The following is a 25,234-nucleotide window of genomic DNA, read 5'->3' on the forward strand; positions in this document are numbered from 1 at the left end:
AGAAGTTGTTTTGCGATGAAAAAAATGAGTCCAATACATGCAACAAAATTTGACATTAATCATAAGATCTTACATCTATTTTCAGACTTGGAATCAAGACATATTTTATTTTCAATTATTAATAAATCAAAAAGTGTTCAAGAAATAACAAAAGAATTGAAAACGCCACTTAGTTCAACATATAAGAAAATTCAATCACTTGAAGAAAATGCATTAATTTCATCTGAATTAATATTTACAAATAATAGACATAAAGTTAAACTATATCAAAGCAGAATTATAGATGTAAATATCATCATTTCCAAATTTAAGCCCACAATCACATTTAAAAAAAATCTTAAAAATCAAAATGTCTAGTTTGATTTCAATTGAAATTTGTTTGTTATGTAGCAATATTTTAACAATTTATCAAGCAACACACCATAAAGACAAATACCTAAAGGGAAATAGATTAATTCTTTAAATTGGCATGTAGAGGAATTTGCGAGAGGTATCGCTCTGAGCGAAGAAGGTATAGTTCCATTACAAAGAGATGCACTTCTTGCGATGCATATCTAGAATTTGATGGAATACAATGTCCGTGCTGCAGAACACAGTTACGTGTAAAAAGAAAAAGTAAATGATTATCAGATGACTATAACGTCTCAAAGAACAATGGTCTCCAGATATGTGCCTGAAGATATCAAAGGTGCTGTATTTGGAGTATACTATCTCTATGTAGGCACAACATTTCTTGTAACAAATCGGGCCCTTAGATTTTTGTGGGATTCATTTGATTCACAAGTAGCATTTGGGCATAGTATATTCACAACTGTAGTTGTGTTAATTTTACTAATCCCTATTTTTAGTTAAAATCAGAAAAGGAATCAAAATGGTGGAACCAGATATTTACATAGAAAGTATTGTCATAGTTTTCTAATTGATTTTTAAGTTTTAAAAAAATAACCATTGAAACAACTGACTGTTGACCAAAAAGTGCCAATAGAAATACTTCCATGGTCGGGTAAGTATGAAGACTATTGCATGTCAGTTGTTCCAATGAGTCAGCCTTGAATGACTTGTGTGGAATGATAGATCAAATACAAGACCAAAGTAATTTTGGTTCTTTAATTATTATAGATGTCTGAAATTTTACAACACTATTTCAAAATCATAAATCAGGTTTAAGAGATTTTTCTACTTTCTATTGTACTATGTAATTATAATAAGAACATATATTCATCATTATGTTTAATATCAAAAAAATATAATTAAAAATATGAAACAAGAAACAAAGAATTGGGTATTAGTAAGTAGCATACAAAAAGAAACCAAACCTATTGATCTTGAGATGATTTCTCCACAGATATCCATTCTAGTAGATGAATGGCAATCACAAGGAAGAATAATGTGGTCAGGCACATTTGATAATCAGGTTTCATCCATGGCAGTTTTTGAAGCAACAGAACAAGAAGCAAAAGAGTTTTTTAAAAAATATGAAAAGATTTGTTCTGGAATACTGACTTATGAAATGTATCAATGGGATGCAATGCCAATTTTATCAGTTTTATCAAATTGATTGGTGAGATTTCTAATTTTTTTAATTATATACTAAAAATATCACGTAGAATATTTAATAAAAAATAGAAAAAAAGAGTCTAAACTCTTATACTGATTTTGGATTTTGCAGTAATTGCAACTATACTTAGTATTGCAATAGACAATACCATCATCGCAACTGTACCAAATTCAGGCACGATTGCGGCAATATTTTGTAGATTTCCTTTAATCTCATCTATTTTTTCAGATACATCTGGTGCAGGTGCTTCATCTTTTATCATTCCACGTAACTCTTCACGCATAGCCCATTCGACTTCTTCTATGAGTTCTTCATTGTATTGTCCTAGTTCTGATTCAATGTATTCATAATGTTCAAGATAAGCAGTGGTCGCATACTTCATTGCAAGATCTTTATTTCCATTGGAATATTCTTCATCTGTTTGTTCAAGTAGTTCATTAATTGAATCAATATGATTCAGAATAAATTCTACATATTCCTCATCAAATTCTTCTTGAGCATATACATTTGGAGTTGTGATAAGGATTAATGCAAACAAAATTAAAATTGGTATGAAATTCATTTCAAACAGTCTCTCTTCAAATCTAATTCATTATTAAGAATTGCCATTTTTGTTTGAATAGATTTTGCTTTACTTAATTGATTTAAGATTTCAGTATATGTAATATTAAGATTCGACAGGATTGTTCTTAAATTATCTTGTAACATATTGTTTTTTCTTTTATTTGTTCCAGTTTTTCTGTTTCATTTGTAATGTTTGTTTCTTGGTAAAGTAAATCTGAATTTATTTCAATTTTTTTGATAATTTGTTCTAGTGTACTAAGTGACGTAATACATCCAGTAATGGCATTTTCAAATTCTGGAATCCCACAATCTATTTTAAGATCCGGTGCTTTTATTTTTTGGTTTGAATTTTTGGAATGTTTAAAGCAATCAATTTCTTTTTTTAGGTATATTTTTTTTTCATCTGTGAGAGGTATATTTTCTGCAATGTCTATTTTAAGATCTTGTAGTTGGTCTTTTTTTTCTGGATTTTCTCTTTCAATTCTATCAATTATTTGAAGTAAAATTTTGGTCTTGTTCTGTTTTTTCTCTTTTTTTGAAAAAAAATCCACTCTCTTTAATGATTTCAACCCCAGATCAATCATTCTTTTAACAACTCCAGCAGTGTATCTTCTTCAGAGTCTTCTTTCTTATCTTCGGGTTTGGTCATTTTTTCTTTACTATCATAAAGGCCACACCACCTCCACCAGAGCCTGCAATCAACAACAACAATGAATAATCATCTTGATAAATTGGGCGGGTTTCAATATCATCATCAGCCTCAAATGTAACTGTTGAGTCTTTGTAAGGGAGATTTTCCCAACCTGCCAATTTCTTTTTGAATAATACAAAGTCATCTTTTGTTGCCGCTGCACTAATTGTTACTTCCTCATCTTCTTCGTATTTTCCAGAACCCTCTCCATCATGAACTGTTATGTCATATGTGATAGTAGTTGGTTTTTGTTCCCCATCTCCAATAATTCGAGGGTTTACTGGAGCCCCTTTTACCGTAATGGTAGATTTTATAGGAATAGAGTTTTTGTCATAGAAAATAATATCATGAGTTCCTGTTTGATTAAAGTAAAACAAGCCATCAATAGTTCCCATATCAGTAACAGAAGAAACCTTTAGAGTGGATTTTCTAATGGGGTTTGAGTTAAGATCATCAATGTGATTCACTATTGGAAATACTTCTCCAGGATACACAGAATTCGGATGAAGTGAAACTAGTATCTTCCTGTCAGGATTGTAAATCTCCAAAGTATCTTGGGTTGTAAATGCATTTGATGAAACGTGTATTTTAGGTTCATCTTCTAGTGATTCTGAGATTTTCCCATGGACAGTGATTACCGATTCACTTTCACTCATCACTTCAAAATCAAATGATGGACGAGATGTAATGCTGATAAGATTTCCATCTTCTTTGGCATCAGTTATAATTTTTTCTTGTGAGGAGCTAATCAAAAACAAGTCCTGTTCTATGTTAAATATTATTGGAAGAGTAACAATACTTAGCTCAGGATCTTTTACATATTTTCCAGACGTTTCTATGTTAATTTCTTCGCTTTCAGCTTCATTTCTTTCAGCAAAAACTACTGCATCACCAAAATCAACAACTCTTGCCTTTATGATTTCATAATTTTCTTCAGTCTTTATGATTCCAGAACTTTTTTCTAGTTGTAATTTATTGTCAGAAAATAGTGTGAATTTTTCATCATCATCTTCGATTACTGGACCATTATCAGAAAAACTCGATACAATAATCTCTAGATCTTTGTAGGCAGGATCTGGAAATGCGTAAATTTTGGTCTCAGTTGTTAAATCATTTGTTGATTTTTCAGTACTTGTTGAAAAAATATTAGAAGATTTTATCGTCTCTTCATCTTCACTTGGAGATATACTTTCAGCCAGACCACTAATGTTGATATCTCCTGCAGAATCAAAGCTGGTATATGCTGTCAGTTTTCCATAATGCGATCCTCCTTTTATTGTGAATGTTTTTTGTGAATCATGTGAAAGTTGAACTTCTGTTCTTGTGATGATTTTTTGAGCATCTGTATTTGTTGTGCCTCTCTCAGCAGTGTTAGGCGTTAAAACAATTGCACCTCTCATTGCAGAGTCAAAAGAAAGGTTAGAACTCTTATCGATAGATATTGTAACTTTAACATCATGTGAAGGGATGTATGGTTTGCCATCTCGTTCCAACCAAAAATAAATCTCACCTGTAGAATCAGTAGGGATTGGATCAGGGCCAACTCCCATCATCAGTTCTATTTCATCTAAATCTTCAAGACTAATTGTTTCTTCATCTGGGAGTAAATTCTGTGCAGATGCTGAAATTGAGCCTTCACCCTGAGCCTTAAACTGAAATTTCACATAATGCTTTCCAGGTGTTATTGTGATAGATTTTGTTACAAGTTCTATCTCCCCATTACTAGTCAAATCAACTAGAACATCTTGCTTTGCAGTTACGGGATTTTCAAAATTATTTAGTAAGAAGACATATCCCGTATGGATATTTTCATCAGCTAAAACATTGACTAGATCCGAGGGTAAAATGAGATCAATTTCTGCAGGCGTATCTGCAGATTCTACAACAGTTACACTTTTTTCCAATAAAACGTCTTGAGATATTGCAAAAACTTTTGCATTGCCAGAACCGATTGTCTCAATTTGAATCAATCCATGATGTTTCCCTTTTGGCACCGTAATTGATTCTGTGATGATTTTTAGAACTTCTTCATTATCTGTAATAATATCAAACGTAACATCTTCGTTTGTTTTAGTATCTATGATGATTGTTCCTTGATATTTTTCCTTAAGCAATATCTCATCAGGAACCCATAACGTTGCTTGTAGTTCACCATTTACTGAGTTTGTAAATCCTACAATCACTAATGCCACAAATAATGAAAGGATTATTTTTTTCAACATATTCTATAACTCACATCCGCAGGTACAATGCATTTTTTCCCAAGATCAGTCACAATCATAATGATATCTGATGCTGGTTGTGTAGTAGCTGAATTTACCGTAATTGTTCTTTCATTTCCAGCATTTATTGAAGAATTAATTTCTCCTTTGTCAATTACTACATTATTTCTATTAATAATATAGGAATGAACAGTTGCAGTGTCACTTCCAATATTATCCAATGTCAAATCATAATGATCATTAGTGAACTCTACAATATTTGTAAAGTTTAATCTTGCATTATTTTTATCTGAAATTTTTTGATTCGCTTCAAGGGATTGATTTATGAGGTTTGTTTGAGATGAACTAATCTCCAAATATGCTACTGATGAAATACCAAAAACCACAATTATCCCAATTAGCGAAATCAGCCCTCCCACTGCACGTCTTTTTTTAAGTTCCATCTCTATCCTGCTCCTCCAAAAATATTGTCAAGGCTAAGACTGAGTCCAGAAAAACTATCCATCATGACTACAGAAGCAATGGCTATTATCCCAATTACTACTACTCTCCAGGTATTGTAAAATGAAAAATCAATTGCTTTTGAAATTACAAATGCGGACAGCATGCTACTAGTTATGATCAAGGTTTTTGTCATTTCCATAAATTCAGGAGTAATAGTAACAAGGTTGGTAAAGTCAGTATTCATTCCAGGAATGCTACCAAATTTGTTTTCAATATTGCCAGATGGTGCAAGTAATGGGGATGACTCAAATGAATCCATAATGCCTAAGATCATGGTTGCTGTAAAGGCCATGATTACAGGTGCTGCAAAAATCACTATTGCAAGCATGGAAATCGAAGACTTGCCTTCTTTTACGACTTGTTTTGCAGTGGTGATAAATCTATTTACGGTTTCCAGGGTTCTGGGATTCCCACCGCCAAATTCGGCCACATATCCTAACAAGTAAAACGAAATTTTTGTAAACCAAGAACGGAATTGAACAGATTTTACACTAGTGATTGGAGATATCCCATTGTCTAAAAGAATACTCACCTCACCAATTCGTTTATTGAAAATAGAATTGTATAGATTTTCTTTTGACAGATGAATAATTGCAAGAATGACATCATATCCAATCTTTTTGTATTCGGTCATATCTCTGAGAAATTGTGGGAGCGATTGCTCAGAACTGTTGATTTCTTTTGTTTGTTTTCCAGTAATTATCGCACTAATAATAGAGGGAATTAATATTCCAAGAGATATGGCAATCCATGTTTGATTAGTAGCATAATACGTAAGAGAGCCAGAAATAATTCCTATTACTGTAAGCAGTATTGTTGTCCTTGGATGCAAACCTAGCTTGTTAAAACTTGCAGGCTGCATTGAAGATATTGCAACGCCCATAACTATAGCAAAGATTGGAATTCCCACAGTTGCAAGAAGGGTTACTTGTTCCATCGAGCTTCCTGGAAGGACAAAAGATGAAACCATAATCATTATTGGTAAAATTATCAATAACGTTACTAGAACTTCTACAATTGTTCCCACACTGTTTGTATATGCTTGATATCTGTCTTTAAGATTTGTAAAAAATTCCTCAGCACGGGATTCCAGATATAGTGAAAGGTCTCCGCCACTTCTCCATATGCTAGTATATCCTAAAAGCAAGTTTTTGAATTGATCACTTTTGTGGGTTCTGCCTAATTCTTCTAGTGCCTCCATTTGAGAAATTCCAAACTGATCAACATTTCTTTTTAGGAGTAATGCCTCTTTTCCAATTGATTTGAATAATCCAGTTTGACTAAACAATTGAAAACTATCATACAACCCAACTCCTACATTTTGTAGAACTGATGAAAAGATTACAAACGAAGGGAGCTCCTCTTCGACTTTTTTCTTTCTCTCTTTGCTTAAGCTTGATTGCTGAATCTTAGGATATGCAAAAATCAGGACAGATACCAAATTAAGTGCAAGAAAAATCGGAGAAAACATAACATAAAGAAATACGCTTACAGGAGCCATAATTATTGCAGAAATAATAATTGATTTTCTTATTCTTTCAAGAAAAACTAGAGTATCAAGAGGTTTTCCTGAAAATAGCACATCATTGTTAATATCCTCAAAGACCGAATTCCATGCAGACTTTATGTTTAATTTTGATGTTGATGTACTCTCTTCCTGAATTTTTTGACTCATTCAATATGTAGACTCTAAATTTTCCTTATAACGAAAATGTAGGGGTAATTAATCAATAATGACAAACAACAAACAAAAAAAGACATTCGCACTCCAAAGACGTCGTGCCATTAGCCCTATTCTAGCAGTAGTAGTACTGCTTGGAATTACTGTTGTTGCAGGTGGAATTGTGTTTTCACTCTTCTCAACTTCTGCAACTACTGCAAGTGGTGCTGATGTGATTGGAATTCAGAATGCTCAAGCTGTCAAGGGATCTAGTCATGCAGACATGACAATGACTGTGAAAAATGCAGGATCTCAGCCATGGACATCAATAGAAATGACTGTTTCAAAATCTGAGCTTAGTGAGCCTATTCTCTATGAATCATTACATGAAAATGTAGTTGGATGTAAAACCACTCCAGGAGTATCTTGGGATGGCAAATCATGTCCAGGGGTTGGAAATGGAGGAAGTGAAGGTGAGCCAGCTGGAAACAGAGATAATCCTCTGAGAGCACAATGGCTCATTTCACTAGATAAAAGCTCTTCAGGTGCAGGTAGTTCCAGAACTGATGGAGAGGCTGATAAAGGTGAAGGTGCCGCAGTTGGAAGAAAACTAGTCTTTCAAAGTAAAGACGATCTAAGAACAATTCAAGTTTTGAATGGTACAGCAGTTGCAACCTTATTTGGCGGAAAGAATCCTTCAAATAGTGCCACATATGGCGGAAATATTGATTCTGCAGATAAGTGTACTCCAGGAACTGGTTCATATGCAGATTGTTCAGCAACATTCAAAGCATTAGATCCAAGTACAAAGGGATTCATAAGTTGTAAAACAGTTCCAGATGATGACGATGTTGCAGCAGAATGCAAAGTGTTTACACATACAAACATCAAAGATTCCCCAATAGGTACAGGCCAATCAATATACTTCTATGCAGATGTATTGACACAGGAAATTCCTGGACTTGACAATCAAATTGTCAGAGTAGGAGATAACCTAGTTGTCAATATATCAACAGAGAATGCTGATGGCGGTACTGCAAGAGTACAATCAGTCATAAAAGTAACGGGAATTTAACCCGCATCTTTTTTTATTTTTTATTTTGATAGTATCATGAATCTAAAAATTCTCTTTATTCTCATAGGATTTTTTCTAATTCTACCCATCAATTTTGTTCATGCTGAAGTCATTCATGAGAATCTGGGAATTATTAATGAGTTGTTGGTTTCAGAAGAGAAATCTGACTTGTATTTTTTTGAATTAGATCAAAACATTAGTTCACAAACTTGGATTCATGATACAAAAATAATGTATGGCAATGAAAATACAATAAGCAAAATTTCTGATGATTTGTTTATTTTTCCAACAGAAATTAATGAGATAGGAGACTATCTTATATTTGCCACATTATCTGAAGAATGTGTAGGAAATACAATTTGTGATTTTCAAGATGTTATTAAAATGTCAAAAAAAGATGGGAGTTATCAGAAAATAATACATCAATTAAAGTCAGCTATCCACATTTCAGTGGAAGGTGAACAAATCTATCTAAGTGAATCAAATGGAAAAATTTGGAAATTCTTCAAAGATGGAAGTGACAAACAACTAGTCTATCAAGGGAATAATATTATCATGGACATTACAGTACAAAATGATAAAGTCTATTGGATTGAAGAAATATCTGAGCAAAACAGCATCATAATGATGCTAAAAGATGGAATAGTAACGAAAATAGCAGAAAACCTCCAAATTCCATATAATTTAGCACATGACGATGACTCTATTTTCTGGAATGAAATACGAATAGGAGCAAAAAGTGGAAAGGTAACAGAATTTACTAAATTTACTTTGTATAATGGAGATAAAATTAAAACAGTTTCTGAATATGATAACAAGACGCCTCTTTCTTCTTTTTCAAAGCCTGTTTACGGACCATACTCTTTCTTGGGAAATTTCCTTTTCATTGCAAACAATACCTCTGACAAATCTACAATTCATCTACTAGACTATAAGACAGATCAAAATTTTGAACTTGAAACAATTTCCAACTATGATGTACGATATTTTAGAAACAGTTTTGATTCGTTGTATGTCCTTGGACAAAACCAAGATGGTTTTTTGATAGAAAAACTGCCTTTACCCGTAACGGTTCCAGAATTCTCAACAGTTATGATATTCTTTTCAGTGACTACAGGTCTAAGTTTGATAATTGCTTCTCAGAAACTTTTTCATTACTGAATTCACCCAAGGATTTTGTTGAAAGCACAGAAATATATCGTTCCAACGGATCATTATAGAACTTCTCTATCTCTTGTTTAACTTTATCAAATTCAATGATGTCATTTTGTACCATTCTATTAAGAAAACACACTCTTGTGATTAATTGATTGACAAGTTCATTTTTTGTCCATCCATTTATCATGGAAATCTCTTTTAGTCTCTCAGATCTTTTTACAAGTTCTTCTACATCCTCAGGAAAAAACTGCATAGCTGCTGCATTCCACCCCATAACTGGTTTTAATTCTATTGTGTTTTCTTTTGGTATGATCTCAGTAATTTGAGTAACTTTTCTTACAATTTTTCCATCTGGTGAAACAAGTCTATTCTGTTGTAAAATACTAGAAATTAGCATCTGACCACTTAGATGAACATTCATCGGAGGGCTTTGCATTCTTACTAAAGTAGCACTTGCATCGGATGCATGAAAACTAGTCAATCCTCCGTGTCCCGTAGCCACTGCCTGAATAAGTGATGAGATTTCTTCACCCCTTACCTCTCCTACAACAATATAGTCAGGACGTGAACGTAATGACAGTCGTACTAGTTCATTCATAGAAACCTCATATTTATCAGAAAATATGCTAGAGCCCTTTCTTGTAATAAGACGCTGCCAGTGAACATGCCCCATTCTCAATTCAGGAGTATCTTCGATTGTTGTTATTTTCATATGAGGATTAATCAACGAAGTCAATGCCCCAATAGTCGTGGTTTTTCCAGCAGCAGTAGACCCAATTAGGAGGACAAAAGCTTTAGAATCTAGCAATGTCCATACATATGCTGCCATCAGTGGACTGATAGTTCCCATTTGCAATAGTTTTGTGATAGTAAGTGGTTTTTTGGTAAACTTTCGTATTGTGAAATTCGGTCCAGGAAGAGAAACTTCTTTTCCAAATGTAGCTGCAATTCTATGCCCTTCTTTTGTCATACTGTCAATGTATGGGACTGCAGCAGTCATGCTTTTTCCAGTTTTTTGGACAAGTTTTTGGACAAAGGAATTCGTAGACTCTACAGAATCAAAAGTAATGTTAGTATCAAGAATATTATATTCACCAAATTTTTTGTGAATTATCCCAATTGGTTTGTCAAAACTCTCTTCTAGAATATCTTCTAAATTTTCATCTTTCATCAATACGTCGATAATGCCATAACCAAATGCATCTCTCATCACATAGTATAACAGAGTATCAATAATTGGGATGACATGTTTTTCTAATTTCATCTTTTTCCCAATTTCTATGACTTTCTTTTTTAGATAGATTCTTGTGGATTGATCATTTTCAATTTCAGAAGGTAGCGAAATGTAAAGAAACCTCATAATTTTTGTATATAGTGCCTTTCCCACATTATCTATTTGTGGTTCATCAATCAGATAATGCATCTTACCTTTCTTGTCTTTGCATATGTAGATCTTACATGCACCTACATCATAATTTGCAAAAATTTCATAATCAGAAATATTTGGCACTGAAAGATTGAATAGTTGAAAGACAAATTTTGACTTTGATTTAGGATCTTCAGAAGGGGCAAAAAATGATGAAATTTTTTCAAAGATAGAGTTTCCACTCTCGTTAAAATTTGATTTTCCCATCTTTTCTCAACTAGAACAGTTTTCTTTTACTTATATGCAAAATTTTTAGGTTTAATAGGTTGATGAGGACTAGACGAGCAATTTCTCCAATACTCGCAGTGATAATTCTAATGACTATTGCAACTATGGGGGGAGGGATTTTGTTTGGAATTCAGAATCAGATTCTTGTAACTGGCCTATCTAAAATTGATCTTAGAGTGGTTGATTTGAGACTAGAAAAGGATATGAGCGGTTCGTGTTATCTTCAAACTGCATTTTATAATTCAGGGACTGAATTGATACAGAAAATTCATCTCAAAACAACATTAGATGATGGTGAAGACTTTGTTAGAGAGATTGATAATTTTGGAGGAATATTAGTACCTGGAGATACTGCTGAAAGTTTTGAAATGATTGAGTTTTCAGATTTCCAGTGTGGAAATTTTACTACATCAAAAACATATTCTGTATTTGTAAATGCATCATCAAATGATTCAAAATTTAGCACACTTCAAACTATGAAAGTGGAGAATGTAACAAAGACATGAACAGGCGAGCAGTGAGTGAGATTATTAGTGCTGTAATAGTCATTACAGTTGTTGTAGCAGGACTTGGAATCTATACTGGCCTTTCTCAACAAAGAATTTTAGGCGATACTCTTTCTGTAAAAGAAACAATTGAACAGCAAAATAATAGAATTTCAGAAATGCTTGAGCATTTAGATATGTTTGTGTATAATATAGCAGATGAAGAGGTAGGAATTTTTGTACATAACTCTGGGTTCAAAAATATTACAATGTCTCAGCTAATTGTTAATGGAACCGTTGCAGAAAGTCCAAGTAATTTTTATGTTCGAGACCTTTCAGGCTTGGACATAGCTCCTGACAATAAAACAATCCCAGTAAGAAAAACAAGTGAAATTGTATTAGATTATGATGGAACTAGTATTACCAATATTGCCAATATTGTAATCAGAACAGAATCAGGTAAAATCATTCAGATTACAAATAACACTGATTGAGACTTTCTTCCAGACTATTTTCAAGTATCATGAATGGACATATTTTTTAAAATACATTAAAACATGATATCATGTTATCTCGTTCTATACTTTTAGATTGTATTCTTGAATTTTCTCTTCAGGTTCTTTTAGCAACAAATCTATCTGATCTCTATTTTCTATACGATTTTCGTTAATTTCCAGCCACAATTTCCCATGATCAGTCAAAACACAGTATTTTGGATGATATTTTCTTCCAGATGAATTGACCCTCTTAATTCTAGAATGATAGCTTATGAGCATATTTTTTTCCTCCAATCTTTGCAAAATTGCGTAGATATTTTTGGGAGGTTTTTGGAAAAACGTACTCAAAAACTGCAATGAAGACTTTTCAGTTTTTCCTAAAACATAGATAATGGATTTTCCAAGTTTTCCGAGCTTTATTTCATCCATCTCTTTTAGAATTTTTACATATTCTTTGCTGATGTTAATTTTAGGCAAATCGATATTTTTTATTGCATGTTTTTCCACTGAGAAATCTTTGCTATTGGACATCAAGCCTTTTATTTTAAGTGAATGAGTGATTGTATCTATTCTTCCTTTCTTTTTGGTAATAATTGTAAATATATCGTTGAGTTGTTTATCATTAATTTTTGGATATTTTTTTAGAATGGCAAGTACTGTTTTTTCACTATCCCCCAATTTCATCAGGAATTGCCTCTGTTAAAACTACATTTACTTCTAATTTTGCATCTCTGATCAATCTAACTAGTTCTTCTTTTGAATAGAATTTTGAAGAAAATACATGGGAATTATTATTGTTTTCAAATTTTTTCTTAATGATTATGTTATTTTGTTCAATGTATTCATATGCAGTATTATTTTTTGTGTTGATATCAAACTTTAAACCACATCTGCAGGTTAATGGGAATTCTTTCACTTTTGTATGAGGGGATCTTTTTTTGTATGTCTTTTTTTGTTTTGTTTCTGAAATCTTTTCGATTTCCTCTAACACTTCCACTACACTTGGAATGGAAACTAATGTTTCATCAGCAGGACCATACATGATATCTCTAAAAATCCAGTCTACCACTCGTGTTTGTTTTTCTGAAGAAAGATCTGAAATATTAGCAAGATGTTCAGGTGTTATTTGGTTTAGAATGAATTGATATTTTTTTTTAGAATTTTCCAATATTTTGCTTATGACTGATTTTGTATCATCATGCAAATTTCTAATTTTTAACAAAGTTGAAACATATTTTTTGTTGACCCCATATTCCAGTGCTATTTCATCAACGTCAGAGCCTGACTGTATCTCTTCATAGAACATGTCTGAAAGTAAGAGAGGGTTGGAGTAACCTTCTTTATTCATTTTAAAAGAGGCAATCCTCAGATCATGGAGATTTTGAATATTTGTCAATAATTGACAGGTGATGTGTTTTTCCCCTGTTTTCTTTGCAGCCCGAATACGAGAATGCCCGTCTATTATGTAGAATTTTTTCTTAATCTGTGCAATTATTGGGCAAGGTATTGATTCAACCCCATTATTTTTTATTGATTCGGCAAGGGACTCAAAATCTCGCTGATACATCAATCTAAAATGCCATGGATTTTCATGGAGTCTGTGGATGTCTAGTTTTTTCATTGATTTCATGCCAAAATTTCCCTAATCTTTGGTTTCATGATGCTCGTAGTACTGTTGAGAATTGCTTCTTTTGCAGATGAACTGGCATCGGTATGAATATTACGTAACAGTTTATGCGAGCGTGTTCTAATGGTTTCAAAATACTCATCTCCAGCTTCTTGGGTTATGACGTTTTGAATTTTAGCTAGATAAGCTTGGTGATAATGATATTTGTTTAATGATGAAATTGAAAATTTTTCTTCGTTAATTTTTTTTGAAATCTTGTTCAATGATCTTAGTAATGATTTTTCGGATCGTCTTACTTTTTTGCCAGAACTATTTTCTAATTCTAAAAAAATATCTTCTAAAAGTCGAGGTATTTCATGTATTCTACATGCATATATGGTTGCAAAAAGCATGGCATGTTTTTTTGAAATATTTTTTTTACGTAGTTTAATTGATGTTTGAATAATTGTTTGAATTGCAAATTGTGGGAGGTTTAGATTTTTTGCCATTTTTGATGCAATAAAGTAATACTCTGAAAAGCCAAACATTCCGATATTGTGACTATTTTTGTCATTTATGCTTGCGACTTCATTGTAACCTAAAACTCGTCCACAGTCTTTACAGACTTGCTCACCTTCAATTTCAGTAATCTTGTGTTTGCATGTGGCAATAGTTAGTGACATTATTAGGTATACCTAATGCTGATTAATTTAAAACAAGAGTAAATTCTTCATTCTTATTTTATTTTTTAATTATATGGGTTGATTTTATGTTTATAATACAACTAAAAATGATTTTTTGATTATTTGTTTCGTATAAAAAAATTTGGTAAAATAAAATTTTTTGAGTTTATCTTTTTTAATTTTTTACAATATTGTATTATGATTCTAGAACATATTGTGATAATCAAAAATTAAAATTATCACCATCTATTATAATAAGAGATTCAAACATAGTTTATTGAAAGAATACACTAATTTACATATGGTGAACCATTTTTCATCAAAAAATATTCTAGAAATGCTTCTTACCCCATCAATCTGATGATGAGGATGGTTCAATCTTTCAATTATTTATTTTACTCAATTTCAACTAAAAACAAACGGATTGAATTTGAATGAAAAAATTAAGTCATTCTCAAATTAAAAGATACGATATTAATCAAAAATTAATTCAAGAGTTAACAGATTTACAGTCCAGATTGATAATATTTTCAATTATAACTCATGCTCAATCTATTGCATATATTTCAAGAATTACTAAAATACCATTAAGCACCGTGTATCAAAAATTAAAAAATCTTGAAGAGATATCTTTGGTTTTTGTTGAAAAAAATGTGCTTGAGGAAGGCCACAAAATAAAATATTATAAAAGTAGAGTAAAAGGAATTGAAATTTCTATTTCAAAACATGAACCCAAAATAATTTTAATCAAAAACAAGATCTAAATCATTTGGTATTTTTCTAGATATTGATTCTACAAATACTTTAGAAGATATTGTCGCAAGTTTGGAAAACTAATTTCTAATTTAGGAGGTCTCTTTGGTTGTATTCTCATCAAACAAGTTAGAGTATTCTTGCAGATGTGCTACTACTGCATTGTTGCAAACCATTCCATATTCAGACCATAATACAACACTGGTTGAAATTACAAAGAGTGTAGAAATTCCAACAATTCCCAAAAGCCTAGTTTTCATTTTCTAATTCCCCATAATACCAATGTTCCAATAGAAGTAAACGACACTCCGAATAGAAAGAATCCAAGCGGTTTTTCTTGATGATCATCAAAAAGATTTGTATCTACAGGCATTCCAAAAAAGTTAATCCCCGAAACATATGACAAATCATTACCACAATCAGACAATATTTCACATACACTCCAAATTATGTGTGGAGTCTGAGGCACAATTGCAACAAATACTAGAACTACAATAATTGGAATTTTGTATCTAGTCTTCATTTTCTACAACTCTCCAAAATCATGATTCAAGCTGTGCTGGATTATTTCTGGATACTTGCACTGGAATCTGTCTTCTGGCTCTATCACAGCATGCCATGTCAAAAAGTAATCCACACCGTCAATTGTCGTAGTTCCAAGATATTGCACTATGGTTGCACCAGTGCCATCAAAGTTTCCGCAATGCGTGATAAACGAATCATATTTTTCAACAATTACATCAAATTCAAAGTTCTCTGTAATCTCATATGTTGTTCTGTCCTTGTTTCCTATGCGATAGTCCTTGTCTGCAAACGTAAACAGTGCGGTATTTTCATCAATGAGTTTCATGTTCTTTATTGTAAATATTCCTCCTTCAAGACCCACTCTATCAAAGTGAAGCTCGCCGTTAATCCCGTTATTTCCAGTGATAAATGAACTCAGGTGGTCTCTGTTTTGTGGGTCATGTATCTTTGGTTTTTTGTAGCAATACTGGTTCATTGACGGAGTGGTATAACATGTGGAATCTTTTTTGTCATGTATCTCTTGGAACTCATTTTGCTGTATAGGGAAGTTTGGAACTATTTTGGCTTTGTTTAATGGAACAGAATAGGTGTAAAAGTCAGATATTGCAGAATAGTTTATGGATATTAGAATAAAACCAACTACAAAAACAGAAATTACAAGTAAAATATTGCTAGTTTTCATTTTTTTCTCCAGAGAATAATTCCTGCAAGAGTTACAAAGATTCCAATTATTCCACTAAACAAAAATGCCTGTTTATACATAAACAAAACATAGTCCATTCCATCTATTGGTCGCATCATTGGCGGTTCTGTTGGCGGAAACATCACAAATGATGAATAGATAACAGATGAAAATCCTTCAATCATCAATGCGATTCCAATAATTACCAAAAGCCTGGTTTTCATTTTCTTTTCTTCCATAGAATAAAAGTGATCACTACCGCAATACTTGTCACCCCAGCTAGCATCAGTGAAAAATTGATGTATGTGTGATTGCCTAATGGAAACTGATTATTGTTTAGATTCTGTTTCATATCTGAGAAAAACATGTCTTGTTTTACCTGATCAATGAATTTACCTTCAAGGTTTGGGATTTCTCCTGCATAAAAATAATAATTAAACACATTATAGTGTGCACGGCTAGGATCTGTGTTGAGCCAATCCTCAATAGTTCCATTGTTTATTGACAACAGCATCTCTTGTTTTTTTAATTCCATCCATTCTGATCCCTTGTAGTTATAGTATTCAGACCATCTCTGTTTCATAAAATCCAGAGAGCATCCTGCCGGACAGTAAGGGGCCCTTGACCATTCATTTGGACCAGGAGGAGCAAAAATTTCAGTAATGGGAAATAGTATTGAAAATGCAAATAGGAGCATCAAAAGTCTAGTTTTCATTTTCTATTCCCAAAAAATCTAATAGTCATCTACGGGAGCATATCCATCCCATTCATCATCAGAATGATCAGAGTCAGGTACATAGTTTTCTATAAATAAAATCACATTAAACATTGATGATTTTGCAGGAAATTTGAATATGTAATCAGTAAAGTACTGCGGATAGGGCGCATCAGGTGCTTGTACATAGAGCTGTTCTTTGTAGGGCACCTCTATTCCATCAACTAAGATGGCCACACTTGTTAAATCCCCTTTGTTCCATTCGTTAGGACCATAACTCATGTAATAGTTCCCACCATTTTGCGGAATTCTGATCTTCACAAACGTGTCGTTCTGAGAGGGTTCAAGTTCAAAGATGGTGTTGCTGTCATTTGGATGATAGCTGATAAAATCCACATTCAGTGATGTCGAGTATTCCATAATCATGTTGTGTGCAGGTTTGACCATCATGTAGTTTCTTTCCAAGAGTTTTTCAACGGAATGGGGTTTAAGATAAACAGTCTCCATCCTGTTGTTCTTCCATCTTTCTAATCCCGGTTCAGGCTCTCCGCTTGAAAACGATACAGAAAATATTTTGGCATCTTTGTTTATTGCACATAACGGAGACATACTGCTTTCCAGATGAAAGTCATCTAAGATGCTATTTTGCATCGCACCGCCAAAGAAGTTAAGACCATGCCCGAAAGGATTCTGAAATTCTCCGCAAAAAGCCAATACATCTTCACCATAATCAAAGTTAAACTTGCCTACCTTAAACTCCTGATTTCCTAGACTTGGATTGCCTCGTAACTCATGTTTTATTGCAGCAGCTATGATCGATTCCTCTTCTTGTGTAAGATATGATTTATCTTCAAGAAATATTGCAGATACTTTTTCTTTTAGCGGACCAAAACACCAGCCCAAGTTCCATTCTTCTATAATTCCAGGAGGTCCGTTTGGTGCTGGTGTTTCAGTGAAAATCTTTGCGTATTGAATGTGTGTGCTATTAATGGCAGCCTCTAGCCAGTAAACCTGTCTGTCTGTATAATCAACAACGTAACCACAGTTGTAGCTTGATGGCTGATATATTGAGAGTTGAGGTCCACGACTAAGGACGATGTCTTTTCTTGCAACATCGACTCCCATAGCCAAAAGTTTTTCCTCAAAGATTTCAGGCATTATTTTTGCAATAAGCAAGTCATAGTCAATTTTTCCATCGGAAGTAAATCGAACATTATAATTTTCGGTGTACGGTACCAAGGTTTTTTCAGAGGGGACTAGATCTTCTTGTTGGCCGAAAGTACTTCCAAACGAAGTAATGGCAAAACAGATCAAAATTAGAAAAATTACAAAATATTTCATAATATGACTAGCAAAACAATACGAAGTTCATAAAGTGTTCTATCTTTAATTTAACATAGGAAATATTGACTTTTTCAATTTTGGTCTACAACAATAACACTACACATAAGAAATTGATTGATAGTTCCAACAAAATTTCTTATTTCAGAGTAATCAAAAACATATTGTTTGTTATTATGAACAATATCATGTCTTATGTCAAATATTTTTAAAAAAACATCCCAATTTTTGTGAAATGGATTTGTGTATTTTATGTGAGCATACTCATAAGAATAACCATCAGCATATTGAACAGATTCATCCTTTATTTCTGCCAAATAATCATCTACACCCAACAATACAGAAAAAACAGTATTCACATCATCCAAGTTCATAAAACTGAATGAAGATATTATTTGATCAGATATAGTTGCATTAGTTTGGATTTGTGAGAATAACTGCCTAGATTTTCGATTTCTTTTAGATTTTCTATAAGCTTGATTTAAAAGAAAAGTTTCAAACATAGATACTGCTTTAACAATAAGATGATTAGAAAGGGCAATTCTAACTTTATCATTTTTTTTACGTGATTTGATTTCTTCTAAAATCGGAATGACTTCTTTTTCAGTGTATATTCTTAAACGGGGATATAATTTTTCATTAAAAAGGGCATTTTTCTTTCGTTTAGAAAATGTACCGCGTCTTTTGTCTACCATATCACGATATTTTTCCTTCTTGTATTAGTTGAACCCCAAATATCAGTAGTTTTCTTTTTTCTATGGGATTTTTTCTTTGTAATTTTTCTTTGGTTAGTTTTCTTTTTAGTTTTTGTAGAACCGAAGATTGAATCCATAGAACTGTTAGAACCCCATATACTATCAGATTTCTTTTTAGTAGATTTCTTTTTTGTAATAGATTTTTTCTTAGTTTTCTTTTTTGCTTCAAAATCATCACTCCAAAAACTAACATTTCCAAATCCAAGAGAACTTGAACGGTCTTTTTTCTTTCTTTTCTTGGACTTGTCAGACTCTCGATTGTTTGACACTAATCCTAAAAGGGTAGGCTCAAGACGTTCTACCACATATTTTTTACCTAAGTAACCTCGTTTTTTCTTTTGAAGTTTAGATAGTTTTGAATTTCCAGTTTTAACTTCAATGTATTTCGTTTCTTTTTTCCCAGTCAACCAATCTTTTTTTTCTGCCTTTAGATCATGACCTTTTCCGGTTCGTTTTACTTTGTAGCCTGAAAATTCGTACTCTTCTTTGATTCTTCTTTCTCCTATTTTTCCTTGTTCTTGATTTTCTCGGTTTACTTGTTTTCTACTTTTTTTGAATGTGTCAAAGAATCCCAATAAATTATCTATATGAGTATGAACTTAAGCATATTGATTGTTTTGCCACGTCGCCTTTTACTCTACCAATCAACCTTTCAACTTCCTTGTCAGAAAATATTACAAATTGATTTTCCAAATAGGAATTAATGTCATCTAATTAGTAAAAATATTCTAATTAAATCAAAATTTCATTGGTTTTAAGACCATGGCCACCACAATTTAAAGGGATTAAATACAATATTTGGTTCAGATTCTTTTTTATTCGTTTTTTTAGTCATTTTGATTGATTGTAGTTTTTTCATAAGAGATTTTCGTTCTAAAAGAATTGTAGAGTATTTTTTCTTAAGACTGGGAGTGAATTCAGTTGTTCTATATTCTTTAACATATCCTAAACAATGTAGAAGGTTAGTCAACATATCATTAGAATATGTTTTAAATTTAGAAAAATTTTCAGAGGATGTCCACTCAAGACTTTTATTTTTTGATGCTCGTGTATTTTTCATTATGTGATTTTTTATTTCTAAAATTAAATTTTCTGTAAATGAAAGAAGTGTTTTTGGAGGTACATTATTCCTAAATTCATGATTGTTTAAGGAACTATGAAGAATATTTTTAGTCTTTTCAATCTCATCGATTGAATCAAATTTGATTTTGAAATTAAGTAATGCATCATTTAAGAAAATTGGATCGACCCCTGAAGAATTAGATAAAATTTTTTCAATAATATTTGATAGCAGTTTTTTCTTCCAATATGGAGGATTTTTGATAAAAATAAGTAAAAGAGATTTCAGATTTTTATATTGAAAGAAAGATTTGATGAATTCATCAGCATAGTCTGAATCATTAATATCTTCTAGAAAATCATAAAAGTTATTCTTTATTTCTTTATTTTTCAATTTCACTATTTTATTAATGAAAGTTTTTTTGAGTTCATATTCATCAGTTCGTTTTAATGCATTTTCAATTAGTTTAACATTTAGTGGGGATTCAATGATTTCTTGTAGAATTTCACCTGTTTCTATTTGATCTAATAGATTTTTATTATTTGATTTCATACAATACTGTTTAGCTTTTTTAAGATAATCTAATGTTAAAGAAGAATCTATTTTTTTAGTTGTTTTTGCACATTCTAATAAATAAATAGAAATTTTTTCTGGGTCAGTTGTATTTTGAGATAAATTTTCATAGTTAATCAATTTCATTGCTTCATAGGTAGATAGCTCATGCATATTCATTATTTTTTCATGAAATTGTTTTATTCCAGATTCATTTTTTTCTATAACTAAATTTGCAATATATTGAAAATCCAATATTGGAAAATTCAATTTTTTCTTATATCCAATGATATTTTTTATTGGTATTATTGTCCATTTTTTGCTAAATTCAATATCAGGTGGGGATTGAATTATGTCATATTCATTCTGACGTTTAGGTTCAAATACATGAGAAGAAAAAGAAACTAATCGTAAAGATTCAGGCAAAACCATCAAAATATTCTGAATTAAATCATAGTGATCAAATCCGATTATTGCTGTTTTTTTTGCTTGTGTAATTGAATTCAACAGATGAGATAAAATATTTTCATCAAGATTACTAAAGACATCGAAATTAATTTTTTTAGAACTTGGTTTAAGTTGAATTTTATCTAAAATTCCATGTGATTTTACATTTAAAGTAAAATAATCATCTAAATTTCTTGAATCAAATCCTAATTTTTCAAATTCATCTTGATTTAAAATAAATGTATGATTATAGAGAGTTCCTCGTCTTCCATCATAACCAACTCCTATATTCTTTACGATACTATACGCAATTTTGTGATTATCAAGTAATACTAAGCTTCTAGATTCTTCAAATTTTTCAATATTCGTACCTATTGGATAAAGATAGCCAGCTAGTTGAGAAACTATTTGTGGTGTTATACCTTCACTTTGTGCAATTATTTGATAGCCTTCTTTTTCAGGCGTCTTAGCTGCAGTGTAGATAAATTGTTCACATTCTAACAAGAGTTACTCTTTTAATTTTTGATCTAACCAAGAAATAAAGTTAACATATTCATCCTCACTATACGATAATGGGACTTTAACTTGGAATGTTTTTTGTATATCAGTAGTTGTAGTTTCTGATGTAGTTTTTGGTGTAGCTTCTGGTGTAGCTTCTGGTGTAGCTTCTGGTGTAGCTTCTGGTGTAGCTTCTAAATTTGAGGAATTTGGTTCTATAGTAATTTCTACTGGTTTGTTATCTGCTCCTCGTTCAACATCAAGAAATACTTTGAAATATGCTATGTTGCCAGAAATGGATTTTATTTGACTGTGTAAAGCAGGCATGTGTTCATTTAATAATTCTTCAGGGTTTTTAACACGATTACTTTCATCTAATAAATCACATTTTGTAAACATGATTGAAATTGGATTTGTAATTTTGTTATTATTTGCTTCACCTGTTAATTCTTTAAGTTTCAGTAAATTATTTAGAAGTTGCATGTAATCAAATGATAATTCTTCCCAATTTTTAAAATCTTCACAATCAATTAGTATTGCATAGGCTTTTGAAAAAATCAGAAAGCTAAACGGCCCATACAGATAACCTTTTTGTTTTTCATGATTTAATATTCTATCTCTTAATCCATCAGAGGATAATTCTTTTGATAACAAATATTTTTGTAATTCTCCAGATATGTCATTAAATTTTAATGAAATTGTACCACCACTTGGTTGTTGGGTGAGTAACATTTCCACACGATCAATATCGGATTCTTCAGTTCTAGAAGGAAATTTACCATTTTTTAATGAAAGCATATTTTTTTCATAAATTGAATGCCTTTGTTTACTCTAAATTCATAATCCTTATGCTCTGGAAGAAACTTGTTAACTAATGCTTCCAATAATAATGATGCAACCACTGTTTTTCCTGAACCTGAAGAACCTAAAATTGTCAATAATTTTTGGGATTCATACTGTTTCTTAGCAGAATCAAAAGCAGATTGAGGATCTTTACTCATATGTAATCACTATCATAACTTCCAACTGATATTAATGTTAATCATTGATAAATTCCCTATATTTCTGAATGTCTTTAACATAGAAACTTGAGCTGTCTTTATTTTGATAATCAGCAAGAGCAACACAAATCCTTAGAGCACCCACTCCATCTAATTTGATAGCAGTTTGAGTACGAATTGGATTATCTTTTTCATATATTTCCAATACAGATTTTGATTTTTCTACGATTAAATCAATGTCTTTAAGAGTAGCATACCCAAGTGCAGATAATTGTTCTATCATTTCAATTAACGATGAGTCATCAGCTTCAGGTCTTTCGTCAAATTTGTAGTTAATATAGGCGGATAAGGAATCGGCATTTAACGGTTGTTCTAAATTTGGTATTTGTTTTTCTTTTTTAGTTTGAGCCTTTTTAATTTTCATATATCTATCAAATTGATGATCTGCAAAAAAGAATAAACTACTTAATGCATACATTTCTCGTTCAAAATCAGATTCAACTAATTTTTTCTTGTAAAAAAGATCATGTGAAACAGAGGACCAAGAATGCATTAGTGCAGTTCTGACTTGAATTTCACATAAACAATTACCTATATCACTATGAAGAAATTTGTCAGCATTTGTAACCGACTCTTTTTTTAATTTAACAATATAATGATCTGATTGATATCCAGTTTTGTCTACACGATTATCAAAATTAAGATGTTTTTCACGAATAATTTGAAAGTTTTTTTGGATAATATTTCTAATTTTTTCCATTTCCTCCAAATACACACATACAATTCTTACTCCAGCTAAATCATCAATTTTTACAAAATAATCTCCCTCAATTTCATATCGAAAAATTTTTTTGTAAAATGAATCAAATTTTTTTTCTCTAGCAGTTAATGAGATTATCTTTATTTCTTTAGTTAATAGATCTTCATTCAATAATGTTTTAATTTTTGAGATTAGATATTGATAAGTTCCTATTTTTTTAGCGTATTCAGATTTTAGAGAGGCGGTGTTTGGAGGTATGAACATATTCTACTATGATTCTTCATTATTCTATGACATTTAAAATAATCATTTTTCATAAATTTAGGTTCATAAACAAGAAACTTTTTGAATATATTTACTAAAATAGTAAATTTAGATTAAAAAAATGTGCTCCATATAGAGCAAGAAAAATAGTGAATGGAATAGAGATAAGATAGCTTGTTTCTCTGAAACTTTAATCTTAGCTAATTTTGGATAAATGAATTTATGATATAATTCCACAAATATTGCACATGTGACCTACAGATTTGCTTTTGTTATAGAATTTCTCAACAAATTCTTCTTTGGTGAAGGTAGTTCTAAGAGACTTTTGAAGGGTTTTCAAGCTGATTTGGAAGTATTTTTCAATTTAATAAGAACAATTTTGTTTACTAAAGAAATTTAGTTCTTGACATAAACATATCCATATTTTTTGTTGTAGGGGATAGTTCCTTGAAGAGATAATAACACGCTAGTGATAGGAGGTTCTAATTGTAAAGAACTTTAATAATTGCCTGACCCAGCGGGGTTCGAGGACATTCGACTTTTTCTGCCCTTATGGTATTTCCAACAGGCAATTTTTTTGCATAAAATCTCATAAAACCACAACATACCTCATTAACTGAGAGGTGGAATTGAGGAGCGTTCAACTCCAAAGAACCATCTTTGTTCAGATGATAATGTGTGATAATCCATTCATGTACAGGAGGTAGTTGTACTTTGGATATTCCAAAAATATGATAAGAAATTTTGGACAGATGTTCCAATAATATAAAAAATCCCTGCATGTCATATACAAGGGGTTTGAAAGAGCATCCGATATCAATCTGAATCGTTTTTGGATAGACTAGAATTTTGGTGACGATGTTGTTATCATTTGATTCAAATTTGAGCGAGATGCACTTGTTGTGCGGATTTACAGAAGATCCATTTTTGACAAGTGTTTCATATACTAAGGAATTGGGAATTTTTATTTTCAGATCATGCATCATCAAGGGCTCATTAATCAGGACTTCAACCAGATTGAGAAAATCATGACCCGCCGTAGGCTTTTGTGTTATTTTATGAGAATCGCCAGTCATCGGCATGCCTTTAATTTTGTAGGAAACAGGTCGGGAATTGATAAAGACTTCCAAATAATCTTTCAATTTTAAGATATATTGGCTTGCATTGCTTGCCGACATATTAAAATCACCGCGTGTAAACCCACGATGATAATCACGATTGATTTTAAATGCATGTTGAAGAAATGATTCTTGTTTAGGTGTAAAACCGTTAGTGATTAGTGTTAGTAATCCGTTATTTTCGTGTATTTTGAAAACTCTGTTACTTACAGTCATCGGAATTTTCCATGTCAAATGACTGCTGAGATATATTGTTTGGCGGTGATCTAATCATGATTTTGTGGATTAGTTCGGAATTTGAGAGAATTAGGTTTAAAGATTCAGTGATAAAACCGCTTCTGGAGATTATCGGGATGTTTGTACCGCGAAATAATTCTAATTTTTCAAAAGTGTTTTTGTTAACTGT

At 31.8% G+C, this 25,234-nt stretch carries 30 protein-coding genes; 8 read left to right on the top strand and 22 right to left on the bottom strand.

Features of this window, described 5'->3' with window-relative positions; translation table 11 throughout:
- Window positions 1-24: 24 nt before the first annotated feature.
- From NSED_RS05925 to NSED_RS05935, 3 genes are all read left to right on the top strand, one after another.
- Window positions 25-357, top strand: a complete 333-nt coding sequence (locus NSED_RS05925) for a hypothetical protein (protein ID WP_014965343.1) — start codon at window positions 25-27, stop codon at window positions 355-357.
- 273 nt (window positions 358-630) lie between these two features.
- Entirely contained in the window at window positions 631-852 is a 222-nt protein-coding gene (locus NSED_RS05930) for a hypothetical protein (protein WP_016940287.1), read from the top strand.
- Window positions 853-1,258: 406 nt separating this feature from the next.
- A complete protein-coding gene (locus NSED_RS05935) occupies window positions 1,259-1,558 on the top strand; it encodes a hypothetical protein (RefSeq protein WP_014965345.1) in 300 nt (99 codons plus the stop codon).
- A gap of 79 nt (window positions 1,559-1,637) precedes the next feature.
- Here the strand turns inward: NSED_RS05935 and NSED_RS05940 are convergent, their stop codons facing one another.
- The 5 genes from NSED_RS05940 to NSED_RS05960 form a co-directional block, all read right to left on the bottom strand.
- Window positions 1,638-2,120, bottom strand: a complete 483-nt coding sequence (locus NSED_RS05940) for a PEFG-CTERM sorting domain-containing protein (RefSeq protein WP_014965346.1) — start codon at window positions 2,118-2,120, stop codon at window positions 1,638-1,640.
- A 127-nt stretch (window positions 2,121-2,247) separates the two neighbouring features.
- Window positions 2,248-2,706: a hypothetical protein gene (locus tag NSED_RS05945; protein WP_014965347.1), complete on the bottom strand. Its 459-nt coding sequence runs from the start codon at window positions 2,704-2,706 to the stop codon at window positions 2,248-2,250.
- A gap of 61 nt (window positions 2,707-2,767) precedes the next feature.
- A complete protein-coding gene (locus tag NSED_RS05950) occupies window positions 2,768-5,035 on the bottom strand; it encodes a hypothetical protein (RefSeq protein ID WP_014965348.1) in 2,268 nt (755 codons plus the stop codon).
- The gene (locus tag NSED_RS05955) at window positions 5,029-5,478 is read right to left on the bottom strand and encodes a hypothetical protein (protein WP_014965349.1); all 450 of its coding nucleotides are present in this window, start codon (window positions 5,476-5,478) and stop codon (window positions 5,029-5,031) included. The genes NSED_RS05950 and NSED_RS05955 overlap by 7 nt, the downstream gene beginning before the upstream one ends.
- A 2-nt stretch (window positions 5,479-5,480) precedes the next feature.
- Window positions 5,481-7,214, bottom strand: a complete 1,734-nt coding sequence (locus tag NSED_RS05960) for a type II secretion system F family protein (protein WP_014965350.1) — start codon at window positions 7,212-7,214, stop codon at window positions 5,481-5,483.
- 58 nt (window positions 7,215-7,272) lie between these two features.
- On the opposite strand from NSED_RS05960, the gene NSED_RS05965 reads away from it, so the two are divergent.
- Window positions 7,273-8,274 carry an archaellin/type IV pilin N-terminal domain-containing protein gene (locus NSED_RS05965; protein WP_014965351.1) on the top strand — a complete coding sequence of 334 codons (1,002 nt, stop codon included), beginning with the start codon at window positions 7,273-7,275 and terminating at the stop codon, window positions 8,272-8,274.
- Between the two features lie 36 nt (window positions 8,275-8,310).
- Window positions 8,311-9,435, top strand: a complete 1,125-nt coding sequence (locus tag NSED_RS05970) for a hypothetical protein (RefSeq protein WP_014965352.1) — start codon at window positions 8,311-8,313, stop codon at window positions 9,433-9,435.
- Here NSED_RS05970 and NSED_RS05975 read toward each other — a convergent pair.
- A complete protein-coding gene (locus NSED_RS05975; protein ID WP_014965353.1) occupies window positions 9,386-11,065 on the bottom strand; it encodes a type II/IV secretion system ATPase subunit in 1,680 nt (559 codons plus the stop codon). The two genes, NSED_RS05970 and NSED_RS05975, sit on opposite strands and share 50 nt — an antisense overlap.
- A 62-nt stretch (window positions 11,066-11,127) precedes the next feature.
- Here NSED_RS05975 and NSED_RS05980 point away from each other — a divergent pair, with 62 nt between their 5' ends.
- Together NSED_RS05980 and NSED_RS05985 are read left to right on the top strand one after the other, a co-directional pair.
- Entirely contained in the window at window positions 11,128-11,592 is a 465-nt protein-coding gene (locus tag NSED_RS05980) for a hypothetical protein (protein ID WP_014965354.1), read from the top strand.
- Between the two features lie 11 nt (window positions 11,593-11,603).
- Window positions 11,604-12,065 carry a hypothetical protein gene (locus tag NSED_RS05985; RefSeq protein ID WP_237737678.1) on the top strand — a complete coding sequence of 154 codons (462 nt, stop codon included), beginning with the start codon at window positions 11,604-11,606 and terminating at the stop codon, window positions 12,063-12,065.
- An 84-nt stretch (window positions 12,066-12,149) separates the two neighbouring features.
- Here the strand turns inward: NSED_RS05985 and NSED_RS05990 are convergent, their stop codons facing one another.
- From NSED_RS05990 to NSED_RS06000, 3 genes are read right to left on the bottom strand one after another with little or no spacing between them, the layout of a single operon-like run.
- Window positions 12,150-12,752, bottom strand: coding sequence for a hypothetical protein (locus tag NSED_RS05990; protein WP_014965356.1), 603 nt, complete (start codon window positions 12,750-12,752; stop codon window positions 12,150-12,152).
- Complete coding sequence (locus NSED_RS05995; RefSeq protein ID WP_014965357.1) at window positions 12,736-13,698, bottom strand: ParB/RepB/Spo0J family partition protein; 963 nt, start codon at window positions 13,696-13,698, stop codon at window positions 12,736-12,738. The genes NSED_RS05990 and NSED_RS05995 overlap by 17 nt, the downstream gene beginning before the upstream one ends.
- On the bottom strand, window positions 13,695-14,357 hold the full coding sequence (locus tag NSED_RS06000) for a transcription initiation factor IIB family protein (protein WP_014965358.1): 663 nt from the start codon (window positions 14,355-14,357) through the stop codon (window positions 13,695-13,697). The genes NSED_RS05995 and NSED_RS06000 overlap by 4 nt, the downstream gene beginning before the upstream one ends.
- Before the next feature lie 434 nt (window positions 14,358-14,791).
- Between NSED_RS06000 and NSED_RS06005 the strand changes: the two genes are divergently transcribed.
- Entirely contained in the window at window positions 14,792-15,121 is a 330-nt protein-coding gene (locus tag NSED_RS06005) for a hypothetical protein (RefSeq protein ID WP_014965359.1), read from the top strand.
- Window positions 15,122-15,202: 81 nt separating this feature from the next.
- Here the strand turns inward: NSED_RS06005 and NSED_RS10315 are convergent, their stop codons facing one another.
- The 13 genes from NSED_RS10315 to NSED_RS06065 form a co-directional block, all read right to left on the bottom strand.
- Window positions 15,203-15,370, bottom strand: coding sequence for a hypothetical protein (locus tag NSED_RS10315; protein WP_016940284.1), 168 nt, complete (start codon window positions 15,368-15,370; stop codon window positions 15,203-15,205).
- On the bottom strand, window positions 15,367-15,633 hold the full coding sequence (locus NSED_RS06010) for a hypothetical protein (RefSeq protein WP_014965360.1): 267 nt from the start codon (window positions 15,631-15,633) through the stop codon (window positions 15,367-15,369). The genes NSED_RS10315 and NSED_RS06010 overlap by 4 nt, the downstream gene beginning before the upstream one ends.
- Window positions 15,634-15,636: 3 nt before the next feature.
- Window positions 15,637-16,317 carry a hypothetical protein gene (locus NSED_RS06015; protein WP_014965361.1) on the bottom strand — a complete coding sequence of 227 codons (681 nt, stop codon included), beginning with the start codon at window positions 16,315-16,317 and terminating at the stop codon, window positions 15,637-15,639.
- Window positions 16,314-16,541: a hypothetical protein gene (locus NSED_RS06020; RefSeq protein WP_232212392.1), complete on the bottom strand. Its 228-nt coding sequence runs from the start codon at window positions 16,539-16,541 to the stop codon at window positions 16,314-16,316. Before NSED_RS06020 ends, NSED_RS06015 begins: the two co-directional genes overlap by 4 nt.
- Window positions 16,538-17,032 (bottom strand): hypothetical protein, encoded by a 495-nt coding sequence (locus NSED_RS06025; protein WP_232212391.1) that lies wholly within the window; start codon window positions 17,030-17,032, stop codon window positions 16,538-16,540. The genes NSED_RS06020 and NSED_RS06025 overlap by 4 nt, the downstream gene beginning before the upstream one ends.
- 18 nt (window positions 17,033-17,050) lie before the next feature.
- A complete protein-coding gene (locus tag NSED_RS06030) occupies window positions 17,051-18,373 on the bottom strand; it encodes a hypothetical protein (protein ID WP_014965364.1) in 1,323 nt (440 codons plus the stop codon).
- A gap of 74 nt (window positions 18,374-18,447) precedes the next feature.
- Complete coding sequence (locus NSED_RS06035; protein ID WP_014965365.1) at window positions 18,448-19,068, bottom strand: hypothetical protein; 621 nt, start codon at window positions 19,066-19,068, stop codon at window positions 18,448-18,450.
- Window positions 19,062-19,703 (bottom strand): hypothetical protein, encoded by a 642-nt coding sequence (locus NSED_RS06040; protein WP_014965366.1) that lies wholly within the window; start codon window positions 19,701-19,703, stop codon window positions 19,062-19,064. Before NSED_RS06040 ends, NSED_RS06035 begins: the two co-directional genes overlap by 7 nt.
- A 179-nt stretch (window positions 19,704-19,882) precedes the next feature.
- Window positions 19,883-21,691 (bottom strand): GAP1-N2 domain-containing protein, encoded by a 1,809-nt coding sequence (locus tag NSED_RS06045; RefSeq protein WP_014965367.1) that lies wholly within the window; start codon window positions 21,689-21,691, stop codon window positions 19,883-19,885.
- Window positions 21,692-21,694: 3 nt separating this feature from the next.
- A complete protein-coding gene (locus NSED_RS06050) occupies window positions 21,695-22,483 on the bottom strand; it encodes a hypothetical protein (RefSeq protein ID WP_014965368.1) in 789 nt (262 codons plus the stop codon).
- Window positions 22,471-22,686, bottom strand: coding sequence for an nSTAND3 domain-containing NTPase (locus NSED_RS06055; RefSeq protein WP_014965369.1), 216 nt, complete (start codon window positions 22,684-22,686; stop codon window positions 22,471-22,473). The genes NSED_RS06050 and NSED_RS06055 overlap by 13 nt, the downstream gene beginning before the upstream one ends.
- A gap of 37 nt (window positions 22,687-22,723) precedes the next feature.
- On the bottom strand, window positions 22,724-23,710 hold the full coding sequence (locus NSED_RS06060) for a GTP pyrophosphokinase (RefSeq protein WP_014965370.1): 987 nt from the start codon (window positions 23,708-23,710) through the stop codon (window positions 22,724-22,726).
- A 482-nt stretch (window positions 23,711-24,192) separates the two neighbouring features.
- Window positions 24,193-25,044, bottom strand: coding sequence for a hypothetical protein (locus tag NSED_RS06065; protein ID WP_014965371.1), 852 nt, complete (start codon window positions 25,042-25,044; stop codon window positions 24,193-24,195).
- Window positions 25,045-25,234: the final 190 nt, after the last annotated feature.

Source organism: Candidatus Nitrosopumilus sediminis, assembly GCF_000299395.1.
In the GTDB taxonomy this organism is placed as follows: domain Archaea; phylum Thermoproteota; class Nitrososphaeria; order Nitrososphaerales; family Nitrosopumilaceae; genus Nitrosopumilus; species Nitrosopumilus sediminis.

What these genes read in the sequence shown, in the direction of transcription:
- NSED_RS05925 (WP_014965343.1), top strand. Translation starts at nt 25, where the DNA reads ATGAGTCCAATACATGCAACAAAATTTGACATTAATCATAAGATCTTA.
- NSED_RS05930 (WP_016940287.1), top strand. Translation starts at nt 631, where the DNA reads ATGACTATAACGTCTCAAAGAACAATGGTCTCCAGATATGTGCCTGAA.
- NSED_RS05935 (WP_014965345.1), top strand. Translation starts at nt 1,259, where the DNA reads ATGAAACAAGAAACAAAGAATTGGGTATTAGTAAGTAGCATACAAAAA.
- NSED_RS05940 (WP_014965346.1), bottom strand. Translation starts at nt 2,120, where the DNA reads ATGAATTTCATACCAATTTTAATTTTGTTTGCATTAATCCTTATCACA.
- NSED_RS05945 (WP_014965347.1), bottom strand. Translation starts at nt 2,706, where the DNA reads ATGATTGATCTGGGGTTGAAATCATTAAAGAGAGTGGATTTTTTTTCA.
- NSED_RS05950 (WP_014965348.1), bottom strand. Translation starts at nt 5,035, where the DNA reads ATGTTGAAAAAAATAATCCTTTCATTATTTGTGGCATTAGTGATTGTA.
- NSED_RS05955 (WP_014965349.1), bottom strand. Translation starts at nt 5,478, where the DNA reads ATGGAACTTAAAAAAAGACGTGCAGTGGGAGGGCTGATTTCGCTAATT.
- NSED_RS05960 (WP_014965350.1), bottom strand. Translation starts at nt 7,214, where the DNA reads ATGAGTCAAAAAATTCAGGAAGAGAGTACATCAACATCAAAATTAAAC.
- NSED_RS05965 (WP_014965351.1), top strand. Translation starts at nt 7,273, where the DNA reads ATGACAAACAACAAACAAAAAAAGACATTCGCACTCCAAAGACGTCGT.
- NSED_RS05970 (WP_014965352.1), top strand. Translation starts at nt 8,311, where the DNA reads ATGAATCTAAAAATTCTCTTTATTCTCATAGGATTTTTTCTAATTCTA.
- NSED_RS05975 (WP_014965353.1), bottom strand. Translation starts at nt 11,065, where the DNA reads ATGGGAAAATCAAATTTTAACGAGAGTGGAAACTCTATCTTTGAAAAA.
- NSED_RS05980 (WP_014965354.1), top strand. Translation starts at nt 11,128, where the DNA reads ATGAGGACTAGACGAGCAATTTCTCCAATACTCGCAGTGATAATTCTA.
- NSED_RS05990 (WP_014965356.1), bottom strand. Translation starts at nt 12,752, where the DNA reads ATGAAATTGGGGGATAGTGAAAAAACAGTACTTGCCATTCTAAAAAAA.
- NSED_RS05995 (WP_014965357.1), bottom strand. Translation starts at nt 13,698, where the DNA reads ATGAAATCAATGAAAAAACTAGACATCCACAGACTCCATGAAAATCCA.
- NSED_RS06000 (WP_014965358.1), bottom strand. Translation starts at nt 14,357, where the DNA reads ATGTCACTAACTATTGCCACATGCAAACACAAGATTACTGAAATTGAA.
- NSED_RS06005 (WP_014965359.1), top strand. Translation starts at nt 14,792, where the DNA reads ATGAAAAAATTAAGTCATTCTCAAATTAAAAGATACGATATTAATCAA.
- NSED_RS10315 (WP_016940284.1), bottom strand. Translation starts at nt 15,370, where the DNA reads ATGAAAACTAGGCTTTTGGGAATTGTTGGAATTTCTACACTCTTTGTA.
- NSED_RS06010 (WP_014965360.1), bottom strand. Translation starts at nt 15,633, where the DNA reads ATGAAGACTAGATACAAAATTCCAATTATTGTAGTTCTAGTATTTGTT.
- NSED_RS06015 (WP_014965361.1), bottom strand. Translation starts at nt 16,317, where the DNA reads ATGAAAACTAGCAATATTTTACTTGTAATTTCTGTTTTTGTAGTTGGT.
- NSED_RS06020 (WP_232212392.1), bottom strand. Translation starts at nt 16,541, where the DNA reads ATGAAAACCAGGCTTTTGGTAATTATTGGAATCGCATTGATGATTGAA.
- NSED_RS06025 (WP_232212391.1), bottom strand. Translation starts at nt 17,032, where the DNA reads ATGAAAACTAGACTTTTGATGCTCCTATTTGCATTTTCAATACTATTT.
- NSED_RS06030 (WP_014965364.1), bottom strand. Translation starts at nt 18,373, where the DNA reads ATGAAATATTTTGTAATTTTTCTAATTTTGATCTGTTTTGCCATTACT.
- NSED_RS06035 (WP_014965365.1), bottom strand. Translation starts at nt 19,068, where the DNA reads ATGGTAGACAAAAGACGCGGTACATTTTCTAAACGAAAGAAAAATGCC.
- NSED_RS06050 (WP_014965368.1), bottom strand. Translation starts at nt 22,483, where the DNA reads ATGCTTTCATTAAAAAATGGTAAATTTCCTTCTAGAACTGAAGAATCC.
- NSED_RS06055 (WP_014965369.1), bottom strand. Translation starts at nt 22,686, where the DNA reads ATGAGTAAAGATCCTCAATCTGCTTTTGATTCTGCTAAGAAACAGTAT.
- NSED_RS06060 (WP_014965370.1), bottom strand. Translation starts at nt 23,710, where the DNA reads ATGTTCATACCTCCAAACACCGCCTCTCTAAAATCTGAATACGCTAAA.
- NSED_RS06065 (WP_014965371.1), bottom strand. Translation starts at nt 25,044, where the DNA reads ATGACTGTAAGTAACAGAGTTTTCAAAATACACGAAAATAACGGATTA.